Source organism: Mycobacterium sp. HUMS_12744610 (genome assembly GCF_041206865.1).
Taxonomy (GTDB): Bacteria; Actinomycetota; Actinomycetes; order Mycobacteriales; family Mycobacteriaceae; genus Mycobacterium; species Mycobacterium servetii.
Window position 1 is genome coordinate 2,602,354 of record NZ_JBGEDP010000001.1, and the last position, 19,411, is coordinate 2,621,764.

At 69.4% G+C, this 19,411-nt stretch carries 18 protein-coding genes and 3 pseudogenes; 13 read left to right on the forward strand and 8 right to left on the reverse strand.

The genetic code is table 11. The features are described 5' to 3' along the window. Positions 1-61 precede the first annotated feature (61 nt). A pseudogene (locus AB8998_RS12825) lies at positions 62-274 on the forward strand (transposase); the annotation flags it as partial. A gap of 54 nt (positions 275-328) precedes the next feature. Here the strand turns inward: AB8998_RS12825 and AB8998_RS31580 are convergent. Continuing rightward, positions 329-1,221 (reverse strand): annotated as a pseudogene (locus tag AB8998_RS31580) (transposase); the annotation flags it as partial. Positions 1,222-1,309: 88 nt separating this feature from the next. Here AB8998_RS31580 and AB8998_RS12840 point away from each other — a divergent pair. After that, positions 1,310-2,071 carry an IS630 family transposase gene (locus tag AB8998_RS12840; RefSeq protein ID WP_369741545.1) on the forward strand — a complete coding sequence of 254 codons (762 nt, stop codon included), beginning with the start codon at positions 1,310-1,312 and terminating at the stop codon, positions 2,069-2,071. Positions 2,072-2,103: 32 nt separating this feature from the next. On the opposite strand, the gene AB8998_RS12845 is transcribed toward AB8998_RS12840, so the two are convergent. Further along, a complete protein-coding gene (locus AB8998_RS12845) occupies positions 2,104-3,906 on the reverse strand; it encodes an AMP-dependent synthetase/ligase (RefSeq protein ID WP_369738298.1) in 1,803 nt (600 codons plus the stop codon). A 129-nt stretch (positions 3,907-4,035) separates the two neighbouring features. Here AB8998_RS12845 and AB8998_RS12850 point away from each other — a divergent pair, with 129 nt between their 5' ends. The 5 genes from AB8998_RS12850 to AB8998_RS12870 all read left to right on the forward strand — a co-directional run bounded on the left by AB8998_RS12850 (position 4,036) and on the right by AB8998_RS12870 (position 7,434). Beyond that, positions 4,036-4,434, forward strand: a complete 399-nt coding sequence (locus AB8998_RS12850) for a polyketide cyclase / dehydrase and lipid transport (protein ID WP_369738299.1) — start codon at positions 4,036-4,038, stop codon at positions 4,432-4,434. A gap of 96 nt (positions 4,435-4,530) precedes the next feature. Next, the gene (locus tag AB8998_RS12855) at positions 4,531-4,968 is read left to right on the forward strand and encodes an SRPBCC family protein (protein ID WP_369738300.1); all 438 of its coding nucleotides are present in this window, start codon (positions 4,531-4,533) and stop codon (positions 4,966-4,968) included. Beyond that, a complete protein-coding gene (locus AB8998_RS12860; RefSeq protein ID WP_369741546.1) occupies positions 4,961-6,220 on the forward strand; it encodes an ArsA family ATPase in 1,260 nt (419 codons plus the stop codon). Before AB8998_RS12855 ends, AB8998_RS12860 begins: the two co-directional genes overlap by 8 nt. Beyond that, the gene (locus AB8998_RS12865; protein ID WP_369738301.1) at positions 6,217-6,621 is read left to right on the forward strand and encodes a hypothetical protein; all 405 of its coding nucleotides are present in this window, start codon (positions 6,217-6,219) and stop codon (positions 6,619-6,621) included. Before AB8998_RS12860 ends, AB8998_RS12865 begins: the two co-directional genes overlap by 4 nt. A gap of 84 nt (positions 6,622-6,705) precedes the next feature. Continuing rightward, positions 6,706-7,434 (forward strand): lysophospholipid acyltransferase family protein, encoded by a 729-nt coding sequence (locus AB8998_RS12870; RefSeq protein WP_369738302.1) that lies wholly within the window; start codon positions 6,706-6,708, stop codon positions 7,432-7,434. Here the strand turns inward: AB8998_RS12870 and AB8998_RS12875 are convergent. Continuing rightward, complete coding sequence (locus AB8998_RS12875; RefSeq protein WP_369738303.1) at positions 7,431-8,726, reverse strand: glycosyltransferase 87 family protein; 1,296 nt, start codon at positions 8,724-8,726, stop codon at positions 7,431-7,433. The genes AB8998_RS12870 and AB8998_RS12875 overlap by 4 nt on opposite strands. A 117-nt stretch (positions 8,727-8,843) precedes the next feature. Between AB8998_RS12875 and AB8998_RS12880 the strand changes: the two genes are divergently transcribed. From AB8998_RS12880 to AB8998_RS12890, 3 genes and pseudogenes are all read left to right on the forward strand, one after another. Next, a complete protein-coding gene (locus AB8998_RS12880) occupies positions 8,844-9,710 on the forward strand; it encodes a hypothetical protein (RefSeq protein WP_369741547.1) in 867 nt (288 codons plus the stop codon). 32 nt (positions 9,711-9,742) lie between these two features. Beyond that, positions 9,743-10,251: pseudogene (locus tag AB8998_RS12885) on the forward strand (polyadenylate-specific 3'-exoribonuclease AS); the annotation flags it as partial. A gap of 63 nt (positions 10,252-10,314) precedes the next feature. Then, entirely contained in the window at positions 10,315-11,703 is a 1,389-nt protein-coding gene (locus AB8998_RS12890) for a class II 3-deoxy-7-phosphoheptulonate synthase (protein WP_369741548.1), read from the forward strand. 82 nt (positions 11,704-11,785) lie between these two features. On the opposite strand, the gene AB8998_RS12895 is transcribed toward AB8998_RS12890, so the two are convergent. Further along, positions 11,786-12,982 (reverse strand): protein kinase domain-containing protein, encoded by a 1,197-nt coding sequence (locus AB8998_RS12895; RefSeq protein ID WP_369741549.1) that lies wholly within the window; start codon positions 12,980-12,982, stop codon positions 11,786-11,788. 103 nt (positions 12,983-13,085) lie between these two features. On the opposite strand from AB8998_RS12895, the gene AB8998_RS12900 reads away from it, so the two are divergent. After that, on the forward strand, positions 13,086-13,490 hold the full coding sequence (locus AB8998_RS12900) for an Rv2175c family DNA-binding protein (protein ID WP_369738304.1): 405 nt from the start codon (positions 13,086-13,088) through the stop codon (positions 13,488-13,490). Here AB8998_RS12900 and AB8998_RS12905 read toward each other — a convergent pair. Both AB8998_RS12905 and idsA2 read right to left on the reverse strand, forming a co-directional pair. Beyond that, positions 13,477-15,036, reverse strand: coding sequence for an alpha-(1->6)-mannopyranosyltransferase A (locus AB8998_RS12905; protein ID WP_369738305.1), 1,560 nt, complete (start codon positions 15,034-15,036; stop codon positions 13,477-13,479). The two genes, AB8998_RS12900 and AB8998_RS12905, sit on opposite strands and share 14 nt — an antisense overlap. A 4-nt stretch (positions 15,037-15,040) precedes the next feature. Continuing rightward, positions 15,041-16,090: a bifunctional (2E,6E)-farnesyl/geranyl diphosphate synthase gene (gene idsA2, locus AB8998_RS12910; protein WP_369741550.1), complete on the reverse strand. Its 1,050-nt coding sequence runs from the start codon at positions 16,088-16,090 to the stop codon at positions 15,041-15,043. Positions 16,091-16,355: 265 nt separating this feature from the next. On the opposite strand from idsA2, the gene AB8998_RS12915 reads away from it, so the two are divergent. After that, positions 16,356-17,252, forward strand: a complete 897-nt coding sequence (locus AB8998_RS12915; protein WP_369741551.1) for a mycobacterial-type methylenetetrahydrofolate reductase — start codon at positions 16,356-16,358, stop codon at positions 17,250-17,252. On the opposite strand, the gene lppM is transcribed toward AB8998_RS12915, so the two are convergent. Together lppM and AB8998_RS12925 are read right to left on the reverse strand one after the other, a co-directional pair. Further along, complete coding sequence (gene lppM, locus AB8998_RS12920; protein WP_369741552.1) at positions 17,249-17,893, reverse strand: lipoprotein LppM; 645 nt, start codon at positions 17,891-17,893, stop codon at positions 17,249-17,251. The genes AB8998_RS12915 and lppM overlap by 4 nt on opposite strands. Positions 17,894-18,072: 179 nt before the next feature. After that, the gene (locus AB8998_RS12925; protein ID WP_369738306.1) at positions 18,073-18,681 is read right to left on the reverse strand and encodes a GNAT family N-acetyltransferase; all 609 of its coding nucleotides are present in this window, start codon (positions 18,679-18,681) and stop codon (positions 18,073-18,075) included. A 320-nt stretch (positions 18,682-19,001) separates the two neighbouring features. On the opposite strand from AB8998_RS12925, the gene AB8998_RS12930 reads away from it, so the two are divergent. Next, entirely contained in the window at positions 19,002-19,406 is a 405-nt protein-coding gene (locus AB8998_RS12930) for a DUF3040 domain-containing protein (RefSeq protein ID WP_369738307.1), read from the forward strand. The last annotated feature ends 5 nt before the right edge of the window (positions 19,407-19,411 follow it).

Sequence of the window (19,411 nt, forward strand, 5' to 3'; positions counted from 1 at the left end):
CGCCCAACGGCGGTCCGATGATGGACCACCCCGGACTTACACAGATGGAATGACACGCCCCAATGCGATCGAGTCGATCAACTTCCAGTTGCGCAAGATCACCAAGAACCGTGGTCATTTCACGGACAAGGACGCCGCGATGAAGTTGCTGTACCTCGGGCTGCGCAACATCTCCAGCGAGAGAGGAGGCTATTCGGGTACTGGAACGCACAACTGGACTGTGGCGCTCAACACACTCGCCAGACTATTCCCTGGGCGAATCCCATTGTGCTAGAATACAACTCGTAGTCAAATCACCTCTGACTTACACAGAAATCGTGACAGGCTCGGACTTGTAGCCATCGAAGGTCCGCGCCCGCGACTTATGCCCATGGCGGGCCTCGGTATCAACGGTGGAGATCAGCCGATCCCGGGCCACCCGCCTCGCGATGCGAAACACCCCGTCGTCGCCGGCCTCGACGTCCTGGCCGGCCACCAGCGCCAGCAACTCGACCGCCTCACCGAGTGCCCCGTCAAGCTGGCGGCCATCGCAGGCCTCCAGTGCTGCCTTGGCGTCGCGCACCAGCGCATCGACCAAGGCTTCACGCGCCGTGGGATCGTCCCAGTCACACGGTGGTTTTCCCAGGCTGGCGTAGTCATCGTCGCGGGTCAGCACGGTGCGCACCGCACCGGCCACCTCCGGATCGGCCCGATCGGCCACCGCCAGTAGTTTGCGGATCGCGGCCCGCAGCTGGATCACCGTGTCCTGGGTGGCCACCGCATCCAACAGCGGAGTGGAATCGAGCACCCGGCGCCGTCCCCGCAACAACCCCGCCGCCCGCGCCGTGGTGTGTTGACGTCCTCGAACAACCGCCGTGGCCGATCCGATGCGCGTAGCCGGTTGCGCATCCCGACCAGCACCGTGGGATGAAACGCCTCCGCATCCACGGTCAACCCGGCGGCCGCTTTCCAGCGCAGGTCAAAGGCCAGCCGGTCGCAGGCCTCCCGATCCGAAAGCCCCTCGTAGGCCTGCAGCAGCATCACCGCGGCCATCACCCGCGCCGGCACCGTTGGCCGACCCAACGCCGAACGCTTGAACACATCAGCGAAATAATCGTCGTCGAACAGTGCACCGCCGTGGTCGGCCAGCAGCCGATAGATGCTGCCCGCCGGCAGCTGATCGCCGACAAGCAGCATCACGTCATCGAACCGGCCCTGCCGATTTTCCCGTCCCAAAGCCACGCATCTGATCCTCGCCGCCCATCCATGCGAAACCCGCTCAGCCACGCCGAAAGTCAGCGACTAAAACAGCACCGTCCTAGCCGCCCAACTGCGCCGCGACGGCATCGCGGCATCGGTGTCCACGGTGCGCCGCTGGCTGGACCACGATGCGCTCAAACCATGGCAGCACCGATCGTGGATCTTCGTGCGCGACCCCGACTTCGAGGCCAAAGCCGCCGTTGTGCTCGAGTTGTACGCCCGCACCTATCAGGGCACCCCACTGGGAGCCGATGAATACGTGATCTCCGCCGACGAGAAACCCTCGATCCAGGCCCGCGACCGGTGCCACCGCACCGTAGCGACCCGGCCGGGGCGCCCGATGCGGGTCAATCACGACTACCACCGCCGCGGCGCGCTGGCGTATCTGGCCGCCTACGACGTGCACCAGGCCCGGGTCTTCGGCCGTTGCGAGACCTCCACCGGCATCAAGGCGTTCACCCGACTGGTCGACCAGGTCATGACCAGCCAGCCCTACGCATCAGCCACGCGGGTGTTCTTCATCGTCGATAACGGCTCCTCACACCGCGGTATCGCCGCGATCGACCGGCTCAGCGCCCGCTACCCGAATGCGACCATGATCCACACCCCCGTGCACGCCTCCTGGCTCAACCAAGTCGAGATCTACTTCTCCATCGTCCAGCGGAAAGTACTCACCCCCAACGACTTCCCCGACCTCACCGTGCTCGAGCAACGCCTGGCAACATTCCAGGATTGCTACAACCGCACCGCCGAACCATTCCGCTGGCGATACACCAGCGCTGACCTTCACCAACACCTCACCCGGCTCGACCACCACACCCCTGCCGCATGACCCCCGACGAATTAACGGGCAAGACCACTAAGTCAGTCCTTGGCGTAGATCGCTTCGATGTCGGTGGCGAACTTCTCGGCCACCACTTTGCGCTTGACCTTCATCGTCGGTGTCAGCTCGCCGGTGTCCTCGGTGAAGTCGACCGGCAGGATGCGGAACTTGCGGATCGACTCGGCGTGCGACACCGCGAGGTTGGCCTGCTTGACGGCGGCGTCCACCTCGGCGATCAGGTCGGGATCGTTGGCCAGATCGCCGACCGAGGCACCGGCCGCCTTGCTGTTGCGTTGCTTCCAGCCGTCGAACGCCTCGGGGTCGATGGTGATCAGCGCGCCGATGAACGGCTTGTTGTCACCGACGACCATTGCCTGGCTGATCAGCGGGTGACCCCGCAGTTGGTCCTCGAGCACGGCGGGTGCGACGTTCTTGCCGCCCGCGGTGACGATGATCTCCTTTTTGCGGCCGGTGATCGTCAGGAAGCCGTCCTCGTCGACCGCACCCAGGTCGCCCGTCTTGAACCAGCCGTCGGTGAACGCCTCGGCGGTAGCCTGCTCGTTGCCCCAGTAGCCGCTGAACACCACGCCCCCGCGCACCAGCAGCTCCCCGTCCTCGCCGATGCGTAAGCTGTTGCCGGGCACCAGCGTTCCGACGGTCCCGACCTTGACGTTGTCGACCTGGTTGACCGTGATGGCCGCGCTGGTCTCGGTCAGGCCGTAGCCCTCGTGGATGGTGACCCCCACGCCGCGGTAGAAGTGGCCCAGCCGCGCACCCAGCGGCGCACCGCCGGACACCGATGCGCGGCAGTCGCCGCCCAGCGCCGCGCGCAGCTTGCTGTAGACCACGCGGTCGAACAGCGCGTGCTTGGCGCGCAGCCGCAGCCCGGGCCGACCGCGGTCGTGGGCCTGGCTCCACTCGACCGCGGTCTGGGCGGCGATCGCGAAGATCCGTCCCTTGCCGTCGTTGGCGGCGTTCTGCTCGGCCGTGTTGTACACCTTCTCGAACACCCTCGGCACCGACACCACGACCGTCGGCTTGAACTCCGCCAGCAGCGCCAGCAGGTTCTTGATGTCGCTGGTGAAGCCGACGGTCACCTTGTTGGCGAATGCGCCCAGGGTGAGCGCGCGGGCCAGCACGTGGGCCAGCGGCAGGAACACCAGCAGCCGCTGCCCCTTGTCGAGTAGCGTCGGGAGGCACTCCTTGGTGCCCCGCGTCTCGTAGAGCAGGTTGGAATGGGTGAGCTGACAGCCCTTGGGCCGGCCGGTCGTGCCCGAGGTGTAGATCAGCGTCGCCGGATGCTCGGCCCGCAGCGCCCCGAGCCGCGCCGTCAGTTCCGCCGGGTCGACCGACGCACCGGCCTCGACCAGCTGATCGAGGGCCTTGGGGCCCGACCCGTCGATGTGTAGCACCCGGCGCAGCGCGGGCAGGTCACCGGCGAGCTCGGTCACCATCGCGGCGTGGGCGTCGGTTTCGGCGAACGCCAGCACCGCCGCCGAGTCCTGCAGCACCCATCGCACCTGCTCGGCCGACGACGTCTCGTAGATCGGCACCGTGACCGCGCCCACCGACAGGATCGCCAGGTCGAGGATCGCCCACTCGTAGCGAGTGGCCGAGAAGATCGAAACCCGGTCACCGGCCTGCACTCCCAGTGAGATCAAACCCAGTGCCGCCGAACGAACCTGGCCGGCCGCCTCAGCGCACGTGACGTCAGTCCAGACGCCGTCGACCCGGCGCTGGTAGATCGCGAAGCCGGGGTCGTCGCGCTCGTGCTCGAAGACCATGGCCGCGATGTTGTCGTGCTCGGCGACGGTGAAGCGGGCAGGAACGCTGTACTCACGCACTGTGTTGACCTCGTCTTAGCTAGTGATGCCGGCCGGCTTGCTGTGTCCAGCCTAATGCGGGGACCTCCCCGCCCGTCCCGGCCCGGCCCGGAGATGGCCGGCCGGCCCCGCGTGTGTGAAGCTGGGGTGGTGAACAGCATCCAGATCGCCGACCAGACGTATGTCGCGGTCGACGGCGCGCGGGTCGGCATTGTCATCGCCGATCCGTCGAACTGGCGCCGGTGGTGGCCCGACCTGCGGTTGCAGGTGGTCGAGGACCGCGCCGACAAGGGGATCCGGTGGACCGTGACCGGCGCGCTGACCGGCACCATGGAGATCTGGCTGGAACCCATGCCCGACGGCCTGGACGGCGTGGTGCTGCACTACTTCCTGCACGCGGAACCGACCGGCCTGGCGGCCTGGCAGCTGGCCAAGCTGAACCTGGCCAAGGTGATCCATCGGCGCCGGGTCGCGGGCAAGAACGTGGCATTCGAACTCAAGGGCTCACTGGAACGGTCACGCCCGGTCGGGACTTCTCCGGCAGTCTAGCGCTCAACGTCCGGCATGGAGAGTACCGTTTCGGGCCGGAGACCGGGTTAGTCCCGCAGCGGGGCGGCTCGCTCGTGGGAGAGAGGCAGCAGCCAGGTGGCGGAGAAGACGACGCAGACCATTCACATCGACGCTGATCCCGACACGATATTGAAGGTGATCGCCGACATCGATGCCTACCCGGATTGGATCTCGGAGTACAAGGAAGCCGAGGTGCAGGAGAGGGGCGCCGACGGCTACCCCAAGGTGGCGCGTTTCGTGATGGACGCCGGCATCATCAAAGACACCCTGGTTATGTCCTACCAGTGGCCCGAGGATCGCCGATCGCTGAGCTGGACCCTGGTCTCCAGCTCGCTACTGCGTTCGCTCGAGGGTTCGTATCGTTTGGCGCCCAAGGGTTCTGGCACCGACGTCACCTACGAGCTGACGGTGGACCTCGCCCTCCCGATGATCGGGATGCTCAAACGCAAGGCCGAGCGCAGGCTCACCGATACCGCGTTGAAGGATCTGAAGAAACGAGTCGAGGCTGAGTGATTCCGTTACGCCGACCCCGGCCCGGATCAGTCTGTTCGTCGGCAAGGGCGGGGTAGGAAAGTCAACTCTGGCCTCGGCCACCGCGGTCGCCGCCGCGAACCGGGGTCAGCGCGTGCTGGTGGTGTCCACCGACCAGGCGCATTCGCTGGGCGACGTGCTGGGCGTCCCGGTCCCGCCGAGCGGGGGCGACGAGGCCGTCCGGGTGCTCGCCGACGACCAGTCCGGTGCCGGTTTTCTCGACGCGCTGGCCCTGGACACCCTGGCCCTGCTCGAGGCCCGCTGGCAGCACGTTGTCGGCGCCGTGGACCGCAGGTTTCCCGACTCTGAGCTGGGCACCATTGCGCCCGAAGAACTTTCGGCCCTGCCGGGCGTGCAGGAAGTCCTCGGGTTGCACGCCGTCGGTGAGCTTTCGGCCTCCGGGCGCTGGGATCTCGTCGTCGTCGACTGCGCCTCGACCGCCGACGCGTTGCGGATGCTGACCCTGCCTGCCACGTTCGGGCTCTACGTCGAGCGTGGGTGGCCGCGCCACCGCAGGTTGTCGATCGCCGCCGACGACAGCCGCTCGGCGGCGGTGGTGGAGTTGCTGGAGCGCATCAGCGCGGGTGTCGACGCGCTCGGCGCACTGCTGACCGACGGCGAGCTGGTCGGTGCGCACCTGGTGCTGACCCCCGAGCGGGTGGTGGTGGCCGAGGCGGTCCGGACCCTGGGCTCGCTGGCGTTGATGGGGGTGCGCGTGGAGGAGCTGATCGTCAACCAGGTTCTCGTGCAGGACGAGTCCTACGAGTACCACAACCTGCCCGCGCACCCGGCGTTCTCCTGGTACGCCGAACGCATCTGCGAACAACGGGTCGTCCTGGACGAACTGGCCGCCGCCATGGGTGACGTCGCGCTGGTGGTGACCCCGCACCTGTCCGGCGAACCGATCGGCCCCAAGGCGCTGGGCGCACTGCTCGACAGCGCCCGCCGGACGGGTACGGGCGCGCCGCCGGGCCCGTTGCAGCCCATCGTCGACCTCGAATCCGGATCGGGGCTTGGGGCGACATACCGGATGCGGCTAGCGTTGCCCCAACTCGATTCGGGTGCCCTGACCCTCGGCCGTGTCGACGACGACCTGATCATCAGCGTCGGCGGGTTGCGGCGCCGGGTGCGGCTGGCGTCCGTACTGCGGCGTTGCACGGTGCTGGACGCGCGTCTGCGGGGTAGTGAACTGACGGTTCGTTTCCGACCAGACCCGGAGGTGTGGCCTAGATGAGTGGGGCTCATCCCGACGTCGGTCCCGAGCTGCGCAGGCTCGCCCAGGCGATCCTGGACGGAATCGACCCGGCGGTGCGGCTGGCGGCCGCGATGACGGCCGGCGGTGGGCCGGGAACCGGGAAATGCCAGCAGGTGTGGTGCCCGGTGTGTGCGCTGGCCGCGCTGGCCACCGGTGAGCAGCACCCGCTGCTCACCGTGATCGCCGACCACAGCATCGTTCTGCTCGAGGTGATCCGCGGCATCGTCGGTGACGCCGACCGCTCGCCGGAGCCGCCGCCGGACGGGCCGCGCGGTGGCGGTGTGCGGCCGCCGGGCGACGAGACGCGCGCCGGCAGGGATGCGGGGGAAGGCACCGCCAGGAGCCGGTATCAGCCCATCCCGGTCACCGTCGAGGAGTGAGTCGCCCGCGTCGCAGGTGGTCGCCCGGGCCGCGGATGGGTACAGTTGACGCAGTACACGACCGGCGGGGTGAGAGGGAGGGCCATGTGGTACTGGCTGTTCAAGTACATTCTTCTCGGCCCATTGCTATCACTGCTTGGTCGGCCCAAAGTCGAAGGCCTGGAACATCTTCCGCACTCCGGGTCGGCGATTCTGGCCAGTAATCACCTGGCGGTGATGGACAGCTTCTACCTGCCCCTGGTCGTGCGCCGCCGGATCACGTTCCTGGCCAAATCCGAATACTTCACCGGCACCGGCCTCAAGGGCTGGTTCCAGCGCTGGTTCTTCACCGCCGTCGGTCAGGTCCCGATCGACCGCACCAACGCCGACGCCGCGCAGGCGGCGCTGGACACCGCCGAACGGCTGCTGAGCCAAGGCAAGTTGCTCGGGATGTACCCCGAGGGCACCCGCTCGCCCGACGGCCGGCTCTACAAGGGCAAGACCGGCCTGGCCCGGCTGGCTCTGCACACCGGGGTTCCGGTTATCCCGGTGGCGATGATCGGCACCAACGTGGTCAACCCGCCCGGTACGAACATGCTGCACTTCGGCCGGGTCACCGTCCGCTTCGGCAAGCCGATGGACTTCTCCCGCTTCGAGGGAATGGCCGGCAACCGGTTCATCGAACGCGCCGTCACCGACGAGGTGATCTACGAGCTGATGGGCCTGTCCGGCCAGGAATACGTCGACATCTACGCGGCCAGCCTCAAGGAAGGTGGCTCCGGTGACGCCTCCGCCGGTGACGCCGCGCGCATCCCCGAGACCGCCGCGGGTTAACCGGCCGCCGACACCGGTGTCAGGGTGGGCGATGCCGGGTGCCGCGAGCCGGCGCGGGCGCCGACGGTGACTCCGGCCGCGGCGATGACCGCCAACGCCCACCACACGTAGGACATCCCGGCCAGTTGGCGCCACCACACCGCGGTCGTCTCGTGATGCTTGGGCAGCAGGTTGATCGGGGTCCATGCCATCAGCGCCACCCCGGCGGCGCTGACCACCGCCAGCGCGACGTTGCGCCGCCGCCAGCCCAGGACCGCGGTCACCAGCACCGCCGGCACCATCCAGACCCAGTGGTGCGACCACGACACCGGCGACACGACCAAGCCGAACAGCGCGACACAGATGATCGCCAGCGTCGGCTCGCCGGCGCGCAGCACCCGCCGCATCGCCCAGATGGTCAGCCCCAGCACGAGCAGGCTCGCGGCCACCCACAGCACGAAGCGCTCGTGCTCGCCGAGGTCCAACCGCGCCAGCCCGCCCGCGACGTTCTGGTCGGTGTTCAGCGCCGCGGCGCCGATCCGGTCGGTGTGGTGCACCGTGCGGGTCCAGTACTCCCACGAATCGTCCCAGGCCAGCGCGAAACCGACGGCCGTCGCGGCCGCGAACGACGCCACCGCGGTGAGCGCCGCGCGGTTGTCGCGGCGCAGCACCAAATAGAGCAGAAACACCGCGGGGGTGAGCTTGAGCGCGATCCCCAACCCGAGCAGCACGCCGCGCGGCCACGGCGTGCGGCGCGGGAAGCAGTCGGCGATCACCAGCGTCATCAGCACGGCGTTGATCTGGCCGAACGCGAAGTTGGAGTTGATGGGTTCCAGCCAGATCGCCGCGGGCGCCACGATCATCACCGTCAACCACAGCCGGCGCAGCCACGGCGGCCCCGGCAGCACCGTCGAGGTGTCCCACACGTCGAGGCGGGTGAGCACGATCAACGTCGACACCATCAGCAGCGCCAGCGTCAGCAACGTGATTGCGACGCTGGCGGCCGGCATGTGCAACCAGGCGAACGGGCTGAACACGATGGCCGCCAGCGGGGGATAGGTGAAGGGCAGGTTCAGCCCGATGGGGGTGTGGAACAACACCTCGCCGCGGTACAGCGGATGCCCGTCTAACCAGGCCTGACCGCCCATCTGATAGATGTCGATGTCGATGCGGTACGGAGTGTGCCCGAACAGGCGCCACGCCGTGTAGCCCAGCGCGGCGGCCGCCGCCAACCAGAGCAGTCCCCACGTCAGCGCCCGTCCGAGCCCACTTCTGCCAGCGAAGCCCGCGCCGGGCGTCTGCGATCTACTCATCTCGCCGAACAGCCTAATCGGTGCGCGGGCCGGGCAGCGGCCGGCGCAGCGCGGCTCCCGCCGGGCGCGGCAAGGCAGGCGTAGGTTTCAGGTGTGTTGCAGTGGTTCGTGTCGAGGATCACGACTTGGTTCTCCCATGACATCCACGATGGCGGCCGGCTGCCGCTGTTGTGCTGTCTGGTGGCCTTCATCCTGACGTTTTTCGTCACGCGAACCTTCGTCCGGTTCATCCGCCAGCGTGCCGCGACCGGGCGACCGCCCAAATGGTGGCAGCCGCGCAACGTCCACATCGGGGGGGTACACATTCACCACGTGACGTTCGGGGTGGTGCTGGTGCTGGTGTCCGGGCTGACGCTGGTCACCATATCCCTGGACGGCACCGAAGCCGAATTCACCTCCGCCGCGATATTTTTCGGTGTCGGGGCCGCGTTGGTACTCGACGAGTACGCGTTGATCCTGCACCTCTCCGATGTGTACTGGTCGGAAGACGGGCGCACGTCGGTGGACGCGGTGTTCGCCGCGGTGGGCGTGGCCGGCCTGCTGATCATGGGACTCCATCCGTTGATGTTCTTCATGCCGCTATGGCAGGGCACGGATTCGACGGCGCTGCGGTTCGCGGTCGCCGGCGCGATGGCGCTCACGCTGCCCCTGGCCGTGGTCGTGGTGCTCAAGGGCAAGGTCTGGACGGGCCTGCTGGGCATGTTCATCGTCGTGCTGCTCGTGGTCGGGGCGGTCCGGTTGTCGCGCCCCCACGCCCCGTGGGCCCGGTGGCGCTACACCACCCGGCCGGACAAGATGCGGCGGGCGCTGCAACGGGAACGGACGCTGCGCCGTCCCGTCGTGCGGGCCAAGCTGGCGTTGCAGTGCGCGATCGCCGGCACCCCGCGCCTGCCCGACGAACGCACCGTCGACGCCAGGCTCGACACCGAGGTGCGTCCCGCGCCGCCGCCCGAGAACACCGAGCCCCTCCTGCTGGGCCGCTAGCCCGCCGCGGCCGCGCGCCTAGGCTTTCTACGGTGCGCTACTTCTACGACACGGAATTCATCGAGGACGGGCGCAGCATCGAGCTGATCTCGATCGGCGTGGTCGCCGAAGACGGTCGCGAGTATTACGCGGTGTCCACCGAATTCGATCCCGAACGCGCCGGCAGCTGGGTGCGCGCGCACGTGCTGCCCAAGCTGCCGCCCCCGTCCTCGCAGCTGTGGCGGTCGCGCAGGCGGATCCGCGAGGACCTGGAGGAGTTCTTCGGTGTCTCCGGTGTCGACGACGATCCGATCGAGCTGTGGGCCTGGATCGGGGCCTACGACCACGTGGCGCTGTGCCAGTTGTGGGGCACCATGCCGGAGCTGCCGCGGGCGCTGCCCCGCTTCACCCGGGAACTGCGGCAGCTCTGGGAGGACCGCGGGTCCCCCCGGCTGCCGCCGCGGTCGCGGGACGCTCACGACGCGCTGGTCGACGCCCGCGATCAGCTGCGTCGCTTCCGGCTGATCACCGCGGCGGAAATGCCGGCCGCCGAGCGGCCGGTCGACCGGCGTTCTTGCTGATCAGCCCCGAACAGCCCGGGCCGGGTGCCGGTTACGATGGACCGATGAACTGGACCGTCGACATCCCGATCGACCAGCTGCCGTCGCTGCCGCCGCTGCCGACCGAGCTGCGCGCCCGCCTGGACGCCGCGCTGGCCAAGCCGGCCGCGCAGCAGCCCAGCTGGCCGGCCGACCAGGCCACGGCGATGCGCACGGTCCTGGAGAGCGTGCCGCCGGTGACAGTGCCGTCGGAGATCGTCCGGTTGCAGGAACAACTGGCCGCGGTCGCCAGGGGGGAGGCGTTCCTGCTGCAGGGCGGCGACTGCGCGGAGACGTTCACCGACAACACCGAACCCCACATCCGGGGCAACATCCGGGCGCTGCTGCAGATGGCCGTGGTGCTGACCTACGGCGCCAGTATGCCGGTGGTCAAGGTGGCCCGCATCGCGGGACAGTACGCCAAGCCCCGCTCGGCCGACATCGACGCGCTGGGCCTGAAGTCCTACCGCGGCGACATGATCAACGGCTTCGCCCCGGACGCCGCCGCGCGCGACCACGACCCGTCGCGGCTGGTGCGGGCCTACGCCAACGCCAGTGCGGCGATGAACCTGGTGCGGGCGCTGACCTCGTCGGGGCTGGCCTCGCTGCACGGGGTGCACGACTGGAACCGCGAGTTCGTCCGGACCTCACCGGCCGGAGCGCGGTACGAGGCGCTGGCCACCGAGATCGACCGCGCGCTGCGCTTCATGAGCGCCTGCGGGGTGGCCGACCGCAACCTGCAGACCGCGGAGATCTACGCCAGCCACGAGGCGTTGGTGCTCGACTACGAGCGCGCCATGCTGCGCCTGTTCGAGGGCGAAGACGGGGAGCCGCGGCTCTACGACCTGTCGGCGCACACGGTGTGGATCGGGGAGCGCACCCGCCAGCTCGACGGCGCGCACGTCGCGTTCGCCGAGGTGATCGCCAACCCCATCGGCGTCAAGATCGGCCCGACGATGACGCCGGAACTGGCCGTCGAATACGTCGAGCGGCTCGACCCGCGCAACCAGCCCGGCCGGCTGACACTGGTCAGCAGGCTGGGCAACGGCAAGGTCCGCGACCTGCTGCCGCCGCTCGTCGAGAAGGTCCAGGCCACCGGCCACCAGGTGATCTGGCAATGCGACCCGATGCACGGCAACACCCACGAGTCGTCCAACGGGTACAAGACCCGCCACTTCGACCGCATCGTCGACGAGGTGCAGGGGTTCTTCGAGGTGCACCGCGCTCTGGGCACCCATCCCGGCGGCATCCACGTCGAGATCACCGGCGAGAACGTCACCGAATGCCTGGGCGGCGCGCAGGACATCTCGGACACCGACCTGGTGGGCCGCTACGAGACGGCGTGCGACCCGCGGCTGAACACCCAGCAGTCGCTGGAGCTCGCGTTCCTGGTCGCCGAGATGCTGCGCGACTAGCTCCGGACGTTCGCGAGTGTGCGTGTCTGTACGACGACACGCCGGTGGCGACGTACATTTGCGCGCGCTCGCCCGGCTGACCTCACAGCAGGCCGCTCAGGTTGCTGCCGATCGTCCACCCCACGGTCGCCGCGAGCGCGGTGAGGGCGAGCACGATCGCGACCCAGATCAGCACCGTGCGCCGGGCGCGCTGCCGGGCCCACACGAACTCGCTCATCGCGATGCCGGCGAATTCCCCTGACAAGGGCTCGTATTCGTATTCGCCCGGCTCGATCGGGGGCGGCTGCTCGGGCCAGTCCCCGGGCCCCCGGGTGAGTTGGCGGGTGGGCCGGCGAGCCGCTGCGGCGGCGGGAGGCTGCTGCCCGGCGGCCCCGCGCTCCGCCATCCGGCTGTGCTGCAGCGCCGCCGACCGGTGCTGGGCGGAATTGGCCGGGGCGGGCACCCGGAATGCCGGCAATCCGAGTTCGTCGGCGATCGCCTCGAGGTCGGCGGCCAGCTCGATCGCGTCGGCGTAGCGGTCGGCGGGGTTGCGGGCGGTCGCCCGCGCCACCAGCTCGTCGAACTGCGGGGGCACGCCGTCGATCGCGGCGCTGGGCGGGGGCACATCGGTGTCCAGGCGCTGGTAGGCGATCGACAGTGCCGTGTCGCCGGTGAACGGCGTGCGCCCGGTCAACAGCTCGTAGGTGAGGATTCCGGTGGAGTAGACGTCGCTGCGGGGGCTGGCATGCCCGTCGCGGACCTGCTCGGGCGACAGGTAGGCCGCCGTCCCCAGAATGACGTTGGCGGAGGTGATCCCGGCGGCCGCGACGGCGCGAACCAGGCCGAAATCGGCGATCTTGACCTCGCCTTCGTCGGAGATCAGCACGTTCTCGGGCTTGACGTCACGGTGCACCAGGCCCGCCCCGTGCGCGGCGGCCAGTCCGCCCAGCACCGGGCGCAGCACCGCGGCGACGGCGTGGGGCGGCATCGGCCCGCGCTCGGCCAGCAACTCGCGCAGCGTGCCGCCCTCGACGAGTTCCATCACCAGAAACGGGTGCCGGGAGTCCAGGCCCTGGTCGTAAACGGCGACCAGCCCGGGATTCTTCAACCGCGCGACCGCGCGCGCCTCGAACCGGAAGCGGGTCAGGAACTGCTCGTCGCCGGCGTAGCGGGCGTCCATCACCTTGACCGCGACGGGGCGGTCGAGCCGGACGTCGAGGCCCCGGTACACCGTCGAGGTGCCGCCGCTGGCGATCCGGGACTCCACGAGGTAGCGGCCGTCCAGCAGCGTGCCGTCCAGCTCCCCGATCCCCGCGCCTGCCACGGGGCCATCGTAGGTGCGCTGCGGCCCCGGGTTGAAAAACTCCATGCTCAACGCGCCGAGCACGGCATACACTGGCGCGGTGGGCAGCATCCCGGCCGGCGACGACGTCATAGATCCCGGCGAGCCAACCTACGACCTGCCCCGGGTCGCCGAATTGCTCGGCGTGCCGCTCGGCAAGGTGCACCAACAGCTTCGGGAGGGCCACCTGGTCGCGGTGCGCCGCGACGGTGGCGTGGTGATCCCCCAGGCGTTCTTCACCGGCACCGGTGAGGTGGTCAAGAGCCTGCCCGGCCTGTTGACCATCTTGCGCGACGGCGGTTACCGCGAGACCGAGATCCTGCGGTGGCTGTTCACCCCGGACGCGTCGCTGACCATCACCCGCGACGGCAGCCGGGACGCCGTCGGCAACGCCCGCCCCGTCGACGCCCTGCACGCCCACCAGGCGCGGGAGGTCGTGCGCCGGGCCCAGGCTATGGCGTACTGACGGCTTCGCGGCCCGGTTCGGCCGCCGCCGCGGGGGCCCGCTTCAGCGTGTACCAGGCGATGACGGCGCAGGCGGTGGCCAGCCAGAAGTGCAGCCACGAGTACATGCCGTGCGAGCCGTCGGGTTTGAAGATGACCATGACCCACGTCGAGAACCCCGCGATGGTGGCGACCGCGCGTCGCGACTGGGCCAGCGGCGCCCCTGCCGCCAGCGGCCAGGAGTAGTACCAGGGCAGGGCGGCGGGCACGAACAACACCACGATCAGCATCGACCACGCGATGCCGGTCAGCGCGGTCCGGTCGTCGCGGCGGCACCGCCACCACAACACCGGCAGCGACACCGCGATGACCCCGATCCCGATCAGCCGGGTGACGCGCAGCAGGGGATAGAAGTCGAAGGTGAAGAAGTTGCTGCCCCACGCGTGGATCAGGTTGGCGGCCCCGGTGGGAATGGTCAGCCAGTTGATGATCTTCACCGATCCGGCCAGTGCGGTCAGCCAGCCCAGCCCGACACCGGCCGCGGCGGAGAGGATCCCGAACACCACGGCGAAGACGAGCACGGAGAGCACCATGGCCGTCAGGAACGCCCGCATCGGGGGATATCCCCGCCGGTCGCGCTGATGCCGCATCCACACCCAGACCAGGAACGGCAGCGAGATCGCGGCGGTGGCCTTGACCGCACTGGCCACGGTGATCAGGGCGACGCCCGGGAGGTGGCACCCGCGGAAGGTCAGGGCGATGCCGGCGGCCATGAGCCCGACCATCAGCATCTCGTTGTGCACCCCCCCCATCAGGTGGATGAGCACCAGGGGATTGAGGACGCAGATCCACAGCGCGATGGGGCCGTCGGTCCCCAGGTGATGCGCCAACCGGGGTGTGGCCCAGATCAGCAGCGCCAACCCGGGCAGCATGCACAGGCGCAGCAACATCGTCCCGGCCACCACGTTGTTGCCGACGATGACCGTGACGAACTTCGCGACCAGGATGAACGCCGGGCCGTACGGGGCGGTGGTGATCGTCCAGATGGGACTCACGTTGTCCAGCAACGAGTTCGGGTTTGCCACGGGGCCCACCGCGTAGGGGTCCAGGCCGTCGCGCAGCAGCGCGCCCTGGGCCAGATAGGAATACGTGTCCCGGCTGAACACGGGCACCGACACCAGCAACGGCGCCAGCCAGAACCCGGTGGTGGCCTTCATCGCGTATTCGGTCGGGCCGCCGGCTAAGACCCGGCGTCCCAGCCCCAGCCACGCGATCAGCATCAGGCCCACGCCGGCCCACAGCACGATCGACGACAACACCAGCCCGTGCCCGAAGCGCAGCCACGACAGGTGGATCGACTCCAGCAGCGGGTCGTGCTGGCGGGTGCTGCCGGCGCCCAGCCCGCCCATGGTGATCAGCATCGCGCCGAGAAACCCCAGTTTCGCCGGTCGCGACTCCGGGCCGGCGGTGAACGCCAGCAAGCGAGACAGTTGCGGGGCGCGGGGGTGCTTCTTGGCCGCGGGCGATTCGGTGGACGGGAGGTGCGCCGGGCTCGACGGGGTCTCCATCGGCTCAGGCGGACCGGTTCGTGGCCATCCTGGCCAGCGCGGACAGGCCCTCTTTGGCCGCCGCGTTGACGGGGGCGGACGCGAGCGTGGCCAGCGCCCGTTGCGTCAGCGCGGCGATGCGCTGCTCGGCCGCCTGCAGCGCGCCCACCGCCTCGATGACGTCGCGCAGCTCGTTCACCTGCGCGTCGGTCAGCTGGGCGCCGATCGCGCTGCGCAACAGCTCGGCCGCCGCCGGATCCGACCGGTCCGCCAGCTCGACCGCCTCGGCCAGCAGCACCGTCCGCTTGCCGGACCGCAGGTCGTCACCGGACGGCTTGCCGGTCACCGCCGGATCCCCGAACACCCCCAGCACGTCGTCACGCAATTGGAACGCCACGCCGAGGTCCACCCCGAACTGCTTGAAGGTGTCCTGGACGTCGGGCCGATCGGCGGCGGCGGCCACGCCCAGCTGCAGCGGCCGGGCCACGGTGTAGCTGGCGGTTTTGAACGTGTCGACGTTCATCGCCGACGCGATCGACTCGGCGGCGCTGGCCTCGTTGACGATGTCGAGGTACTGCCCGCCCAGGACCTCGGTGCGGATGGCGGCCCACACGCGCAGGACCCGCCGCTGGGCGTCGGGCGGCAAGTCCGCGCCGAACACGATATCGTCGGCCCAGGCCAGCGCGAGGTCCCCGAGCAGGATCGCCGCCGACACGCCGAACCGGTCCGGCGAGCCGCGCCACCGCCGGCCGCGGTGCAGCTCGGCGAACTGCACGTGGGCGGTCGGTCTGCCCCGGCGGGTCAAGGAGTCGTCGATCACGTCGTCGTGCAGTAGCGCGCAGGCGTGCAGCAGCTCCAGCGCGGAGAACAGCAGCAGCACCTCGGGATCGGGGTCTTCGCTGGCTACGGCGCGCCAGCCCCAGTAGGCGAAGGCCGGCCGCAGCCGCTTGCCGCCGCTGAGCACGAAATCCTCGAGGGCGCCGATGAAGGCGTCGTAGTCGCCACCGATGTAGGCGGTTTCGTCGCGCCGGTCGTGCAGGTACCGCCGAAGCCGGTCGGTGATGGCGCCGGTCAGTTCGGCGGTTGCCGCTGCTGCTGGGGCTTTCGGGCTCAGCGCGGCGCCCCTTTCTGCTCGGCTCGACGCGGTGGGTGTTCTAGGCCCGACAGTGTATGTCGCTTCGGCGCCCGGAGTCGCTCCGGCCAGCCTCGCCGTTCCCTCGCCCAGCGGGAGATATCCCCACGCCTATGCTGGCGAGGGCCCGGGCTTAGGCCCGGCTTGCCCCGGCCGCGAGGTGCCGGGGCGGTCATCGTCTGATGAGAATCCGATGGAGAGGAGCCGCGTGACCCTCAACACCATCGCCCTCGAACTGGTGCCGCCCAACGTGGAAGACGGTCGGGCACGGGCGCTGGAAGATGCGCGAAAAGTGGTGCATTGCTCGGCCGAGAGTGGCCTGGAGGGCCGGATCCGGCACGTGATGATTCCCGGGATGATCGCCGAGGACGACGACCGTCCCGTGCCGATGAAGCCCAAGCTCGACGTGCTGGACTTCTGGTCGATCCTCAAGCCGGAGTTGCCGGGGTTGCGCGGCCTGTGCACGCAGGTGACCGCTTTCATGGACGCATCGGCGCTGCGGCGGCGGCTGACCGATCTGTGCGACGCCGGCATGGAGGGCGTGGTGTTCGTCGGCGTGCCGCGCACGATGAGCGACGGCGAGGGCTCCGGCGTCGCTCCCACCGACGCGCTGTCGATCTACCGGGAGCTGGTGAGCAACCGGGGGGTGATCCTGATTCCCACCCGCGAGGGCGAACACGGCCGGTTCAACTTCAAGTGCGATCAGGGCGCCACCTACGGCATGACCCAGCTGCTGTATTCGGACGCGATCGTGGGGTTCTTGACGGAGTTCGCCCGAACCACCGATCACCGGCCCGAGATCCTGTTGTCGTTCGGCTTCGTGCCGAAGGTGGAGGGCCGCATCGGGCTGATCAACTGGCTGATCCAGGACCCGGGCAACGCCGCGGTGGCCCGCGAGCAGGAGTTCGTGAGGGAACTGGCCGGCAGCGAGCCGGCGCGGAAGCGCCGGCTCATGGTCGACCTCTACAAGCGCGTCATCGACGGCGTCGCCGAGCTGGGCTTCCCGCTCAGCATCCATTTCGAGGCGACGTACGGGGTGTCGACCCCGGCCTTCCAGGTGTTCGCCGAGATGCTCGCCTACTGGTCGCCGCGCGAGCCGGTTTAGCTCGGCGGTTGGTCGCGCGGACCGGTGAACCGCGGTGAGCGGTCGCGGCTGAACCAGGCCAGCGCCGCCACCGCGGCGGCGGCCGCAAAGGACGCGATGGTCAGCCAGATGCCCGCCCCGGTGAACGACCGCGTGTTGGGATCGGTGTATCGGGCCTGGGCGGTCATGGTGCTCACCACGCCCGGTTTGAGCTTCCAGGAGACCACGTCGGGCTCGGCGCGGTCGCCGTTGGTGGAGGTGACCACCCCGGGGAAGGCGACGGTCAGCTCGACCTCGGCGTCGGGATCGGTCAGCGAGGTCAGGTCGGCCCGGCCCTCCAGGATCACCAGATTGCCGTTGCGGCGCAGCGACAGGTTCACCCCGGCCGCGTTGGGGTTCATGTCCGCCAGCTGCGGCACCTCAGCGAACGTCAGGTCGGAGAACACCGCCTGCGAGCCCACATAGCCGTCGCTGTCGTAGTTCGACACGGCCACCTTCTGGCCGAACGGCAGGTTGTTCTCCAGCTGCGGGCCGGTGTCCTTGGGCGTCTTGGGTTTTGCGGCGGCGATGATCTCCCCGGACACCAGGTCGTCGGGCGAGATGGTGATCGACGCCCGCACGCGCAGGCATCCGGTGGCCAGCGGGACCAGCAGGAGCAGCATCGCCGCGGCCAGCACCCGGCGCCGCCGAGCGGTGAATCCTCGGACATGGATCGGGGGAGAGCCGGCGCGCACCAGGTCATCGTGCCAGATGCGGCGTGGCGGTTCGGCGAGTCCTGGACTGTGCGCGACTGTGCGCGGCGTGGGCCGGACGCAGGGGCGGGTCGCCGCAGAGGCCCGGCTCACTGCAGAGGCAAAGCCCGGCCCAGGATCGCGAAGGCCCGCGGGTCACCGGCGAAGTGGTAGTCGCGAATGACGTCGGTGAACCCCAGTCGCCGGTACAACCGCCACGCGCGGTTGGGCTCGCCGTTGGTCTCCGGGGTCGACAGCAGCACGTTCTTCTCGACGCGACCGGCGAGCAGGCGTCGGGCCAGCGCCTCGCCGAGGCCCCGCCCCTGGGCGCGCGGCAGGATGTGCAGCTCGGTCAGCTCGAAGTAGCTGCTCATCAGCCGCGTGATCACCTCCGGCGGCGAGCCACCGCGCTGCAGACCCATCACGACCTGCTGCTGCCACCACTGCCCGGGTGCTCCGGGGTAGCCGTAGGCCACGCCGACCAGCGGCGCGTCGCTCAGGCGGGCGCCTGAGACGGTGTCGGCCGCCGCCAGGGTGTCGTCGGCCTCCACCGCGGCCACCCCCTGCCAGCCCCGTCGCCGCAGGTGCTCGAGCCACATCGCCGCGCGCTGCTTCTCGGTGCCCCGCGGGTATCGCATCGCCTCGACGTACACACCCAGGGCGTCACCGAGGCGCCGCTCCATTTCGGTGGGTGGCAGATCGATGAGGAATGTCGGCAACTCGCGGTGTCCTCCTCATCCGTCGCCCTGCAGCGGCGATCCCGTTCCGAAGCCCGCTGCACCGCCATTATCGGACGCCCGGGTTGCCGGTGGCTGGGCGGTCACGGCTAACAAGCGCTCGAGGCCCGGCCCGGCAGGCCGCTTGCACCGCACGGGCGTCGCCGCCCGGCCGGGCCTCGGGACGGGGCCGCGATAGAATCGCTGTCGAACCAGTGGTACGGCGCAGATCGACCTCGTATCATCTGAGTTAGTTGTCCGCAGAAACGGGCATCCGCGTGCTATCGATAGTTACGTGCCAAGCTGTCGGCAAGGAGGGACGAATGCCACTCTCCGATCATGAGCAACGGATGCTCGATCAGATCGAGAGCGCTCTCTACGCCGAGGACCCCAAATTCGCGTCGAGCGTTCGGGGCGGCGGATTCCGCGCACCCACCGCGCGGCGGCGCCTGCAGGGCGCGGCCATGTTCGTCGTCGGCCTGGCGATGCTGGTTTCCGGCGTTGCCTTCAAGGCCACGATGATCGGGAGCTTTCCGATCCTCAGCGTCGTCGGCTTCGTCGTGATGTTTGCCGGGGTGGTCTTCGCCATCACCGGACCCAGCCTGGCGGGCCGGCCGGCTCACCCCGGCTCCGGGACGGGGTCGCTGCGCCCGCGGCGCGCCAAGGGCGCCGGGAGCTCGTTCACCAGCCGCATGGAGGACCGCTTCCGCCGCCGCTTCGACGAGTAGCGGAA

Coding starts and splice junctions, on each gene's coding strand:
- AB8998_RS12930 (WP_369738307.1), top strand. CDS start 19,002: ATGCCACTCTCCGATCATGAGCAACGGATGCTCGATCAGATCGAGAGC.
- AB8998_RS12875 (WP_369738303.1), bottom strand. CDS start 8,726: ATGAGTAGATCGCAGACGCCCGGCGCGGGCTTCGCTGGCAGAAGTGGG.
- AB8998_RS12870 (WP_369738302.1), top strand. CDS start 6,706: ATGTGGTACTGGCTGTTCAAGTACATTCTTCTCGGCCCATTGCTATCA.
- AB8998_RS12905 (WP_369738305.1), bottom strand. CDS start 15,036: ATGGAGACCCCGTCGAGCCCGGCGCACCTCCCGTCCACCGAATCGCCC.
- AB8998_RS12890 (WP_369741548.1), top strand. CDS start 10,315: ATGAACTGGACCGTCGACATCCCGATCGACCAGCTGCCGTCGCTGCCG.
- lppM (WP_369741552.1), bottom strand. CDS start 17,893: ATGCTGCTCCTGCTGGTCCCGCTGGCCACCGGATGCCTGCGCGTGCGG.
- AB8998_RS12865 (WP_369738301.1), top strand. CDS start 6,217: ATGAGTGGGGCTCATCCCGACGTCGGTCCCGAGCTGCGCAGGCTCGCC.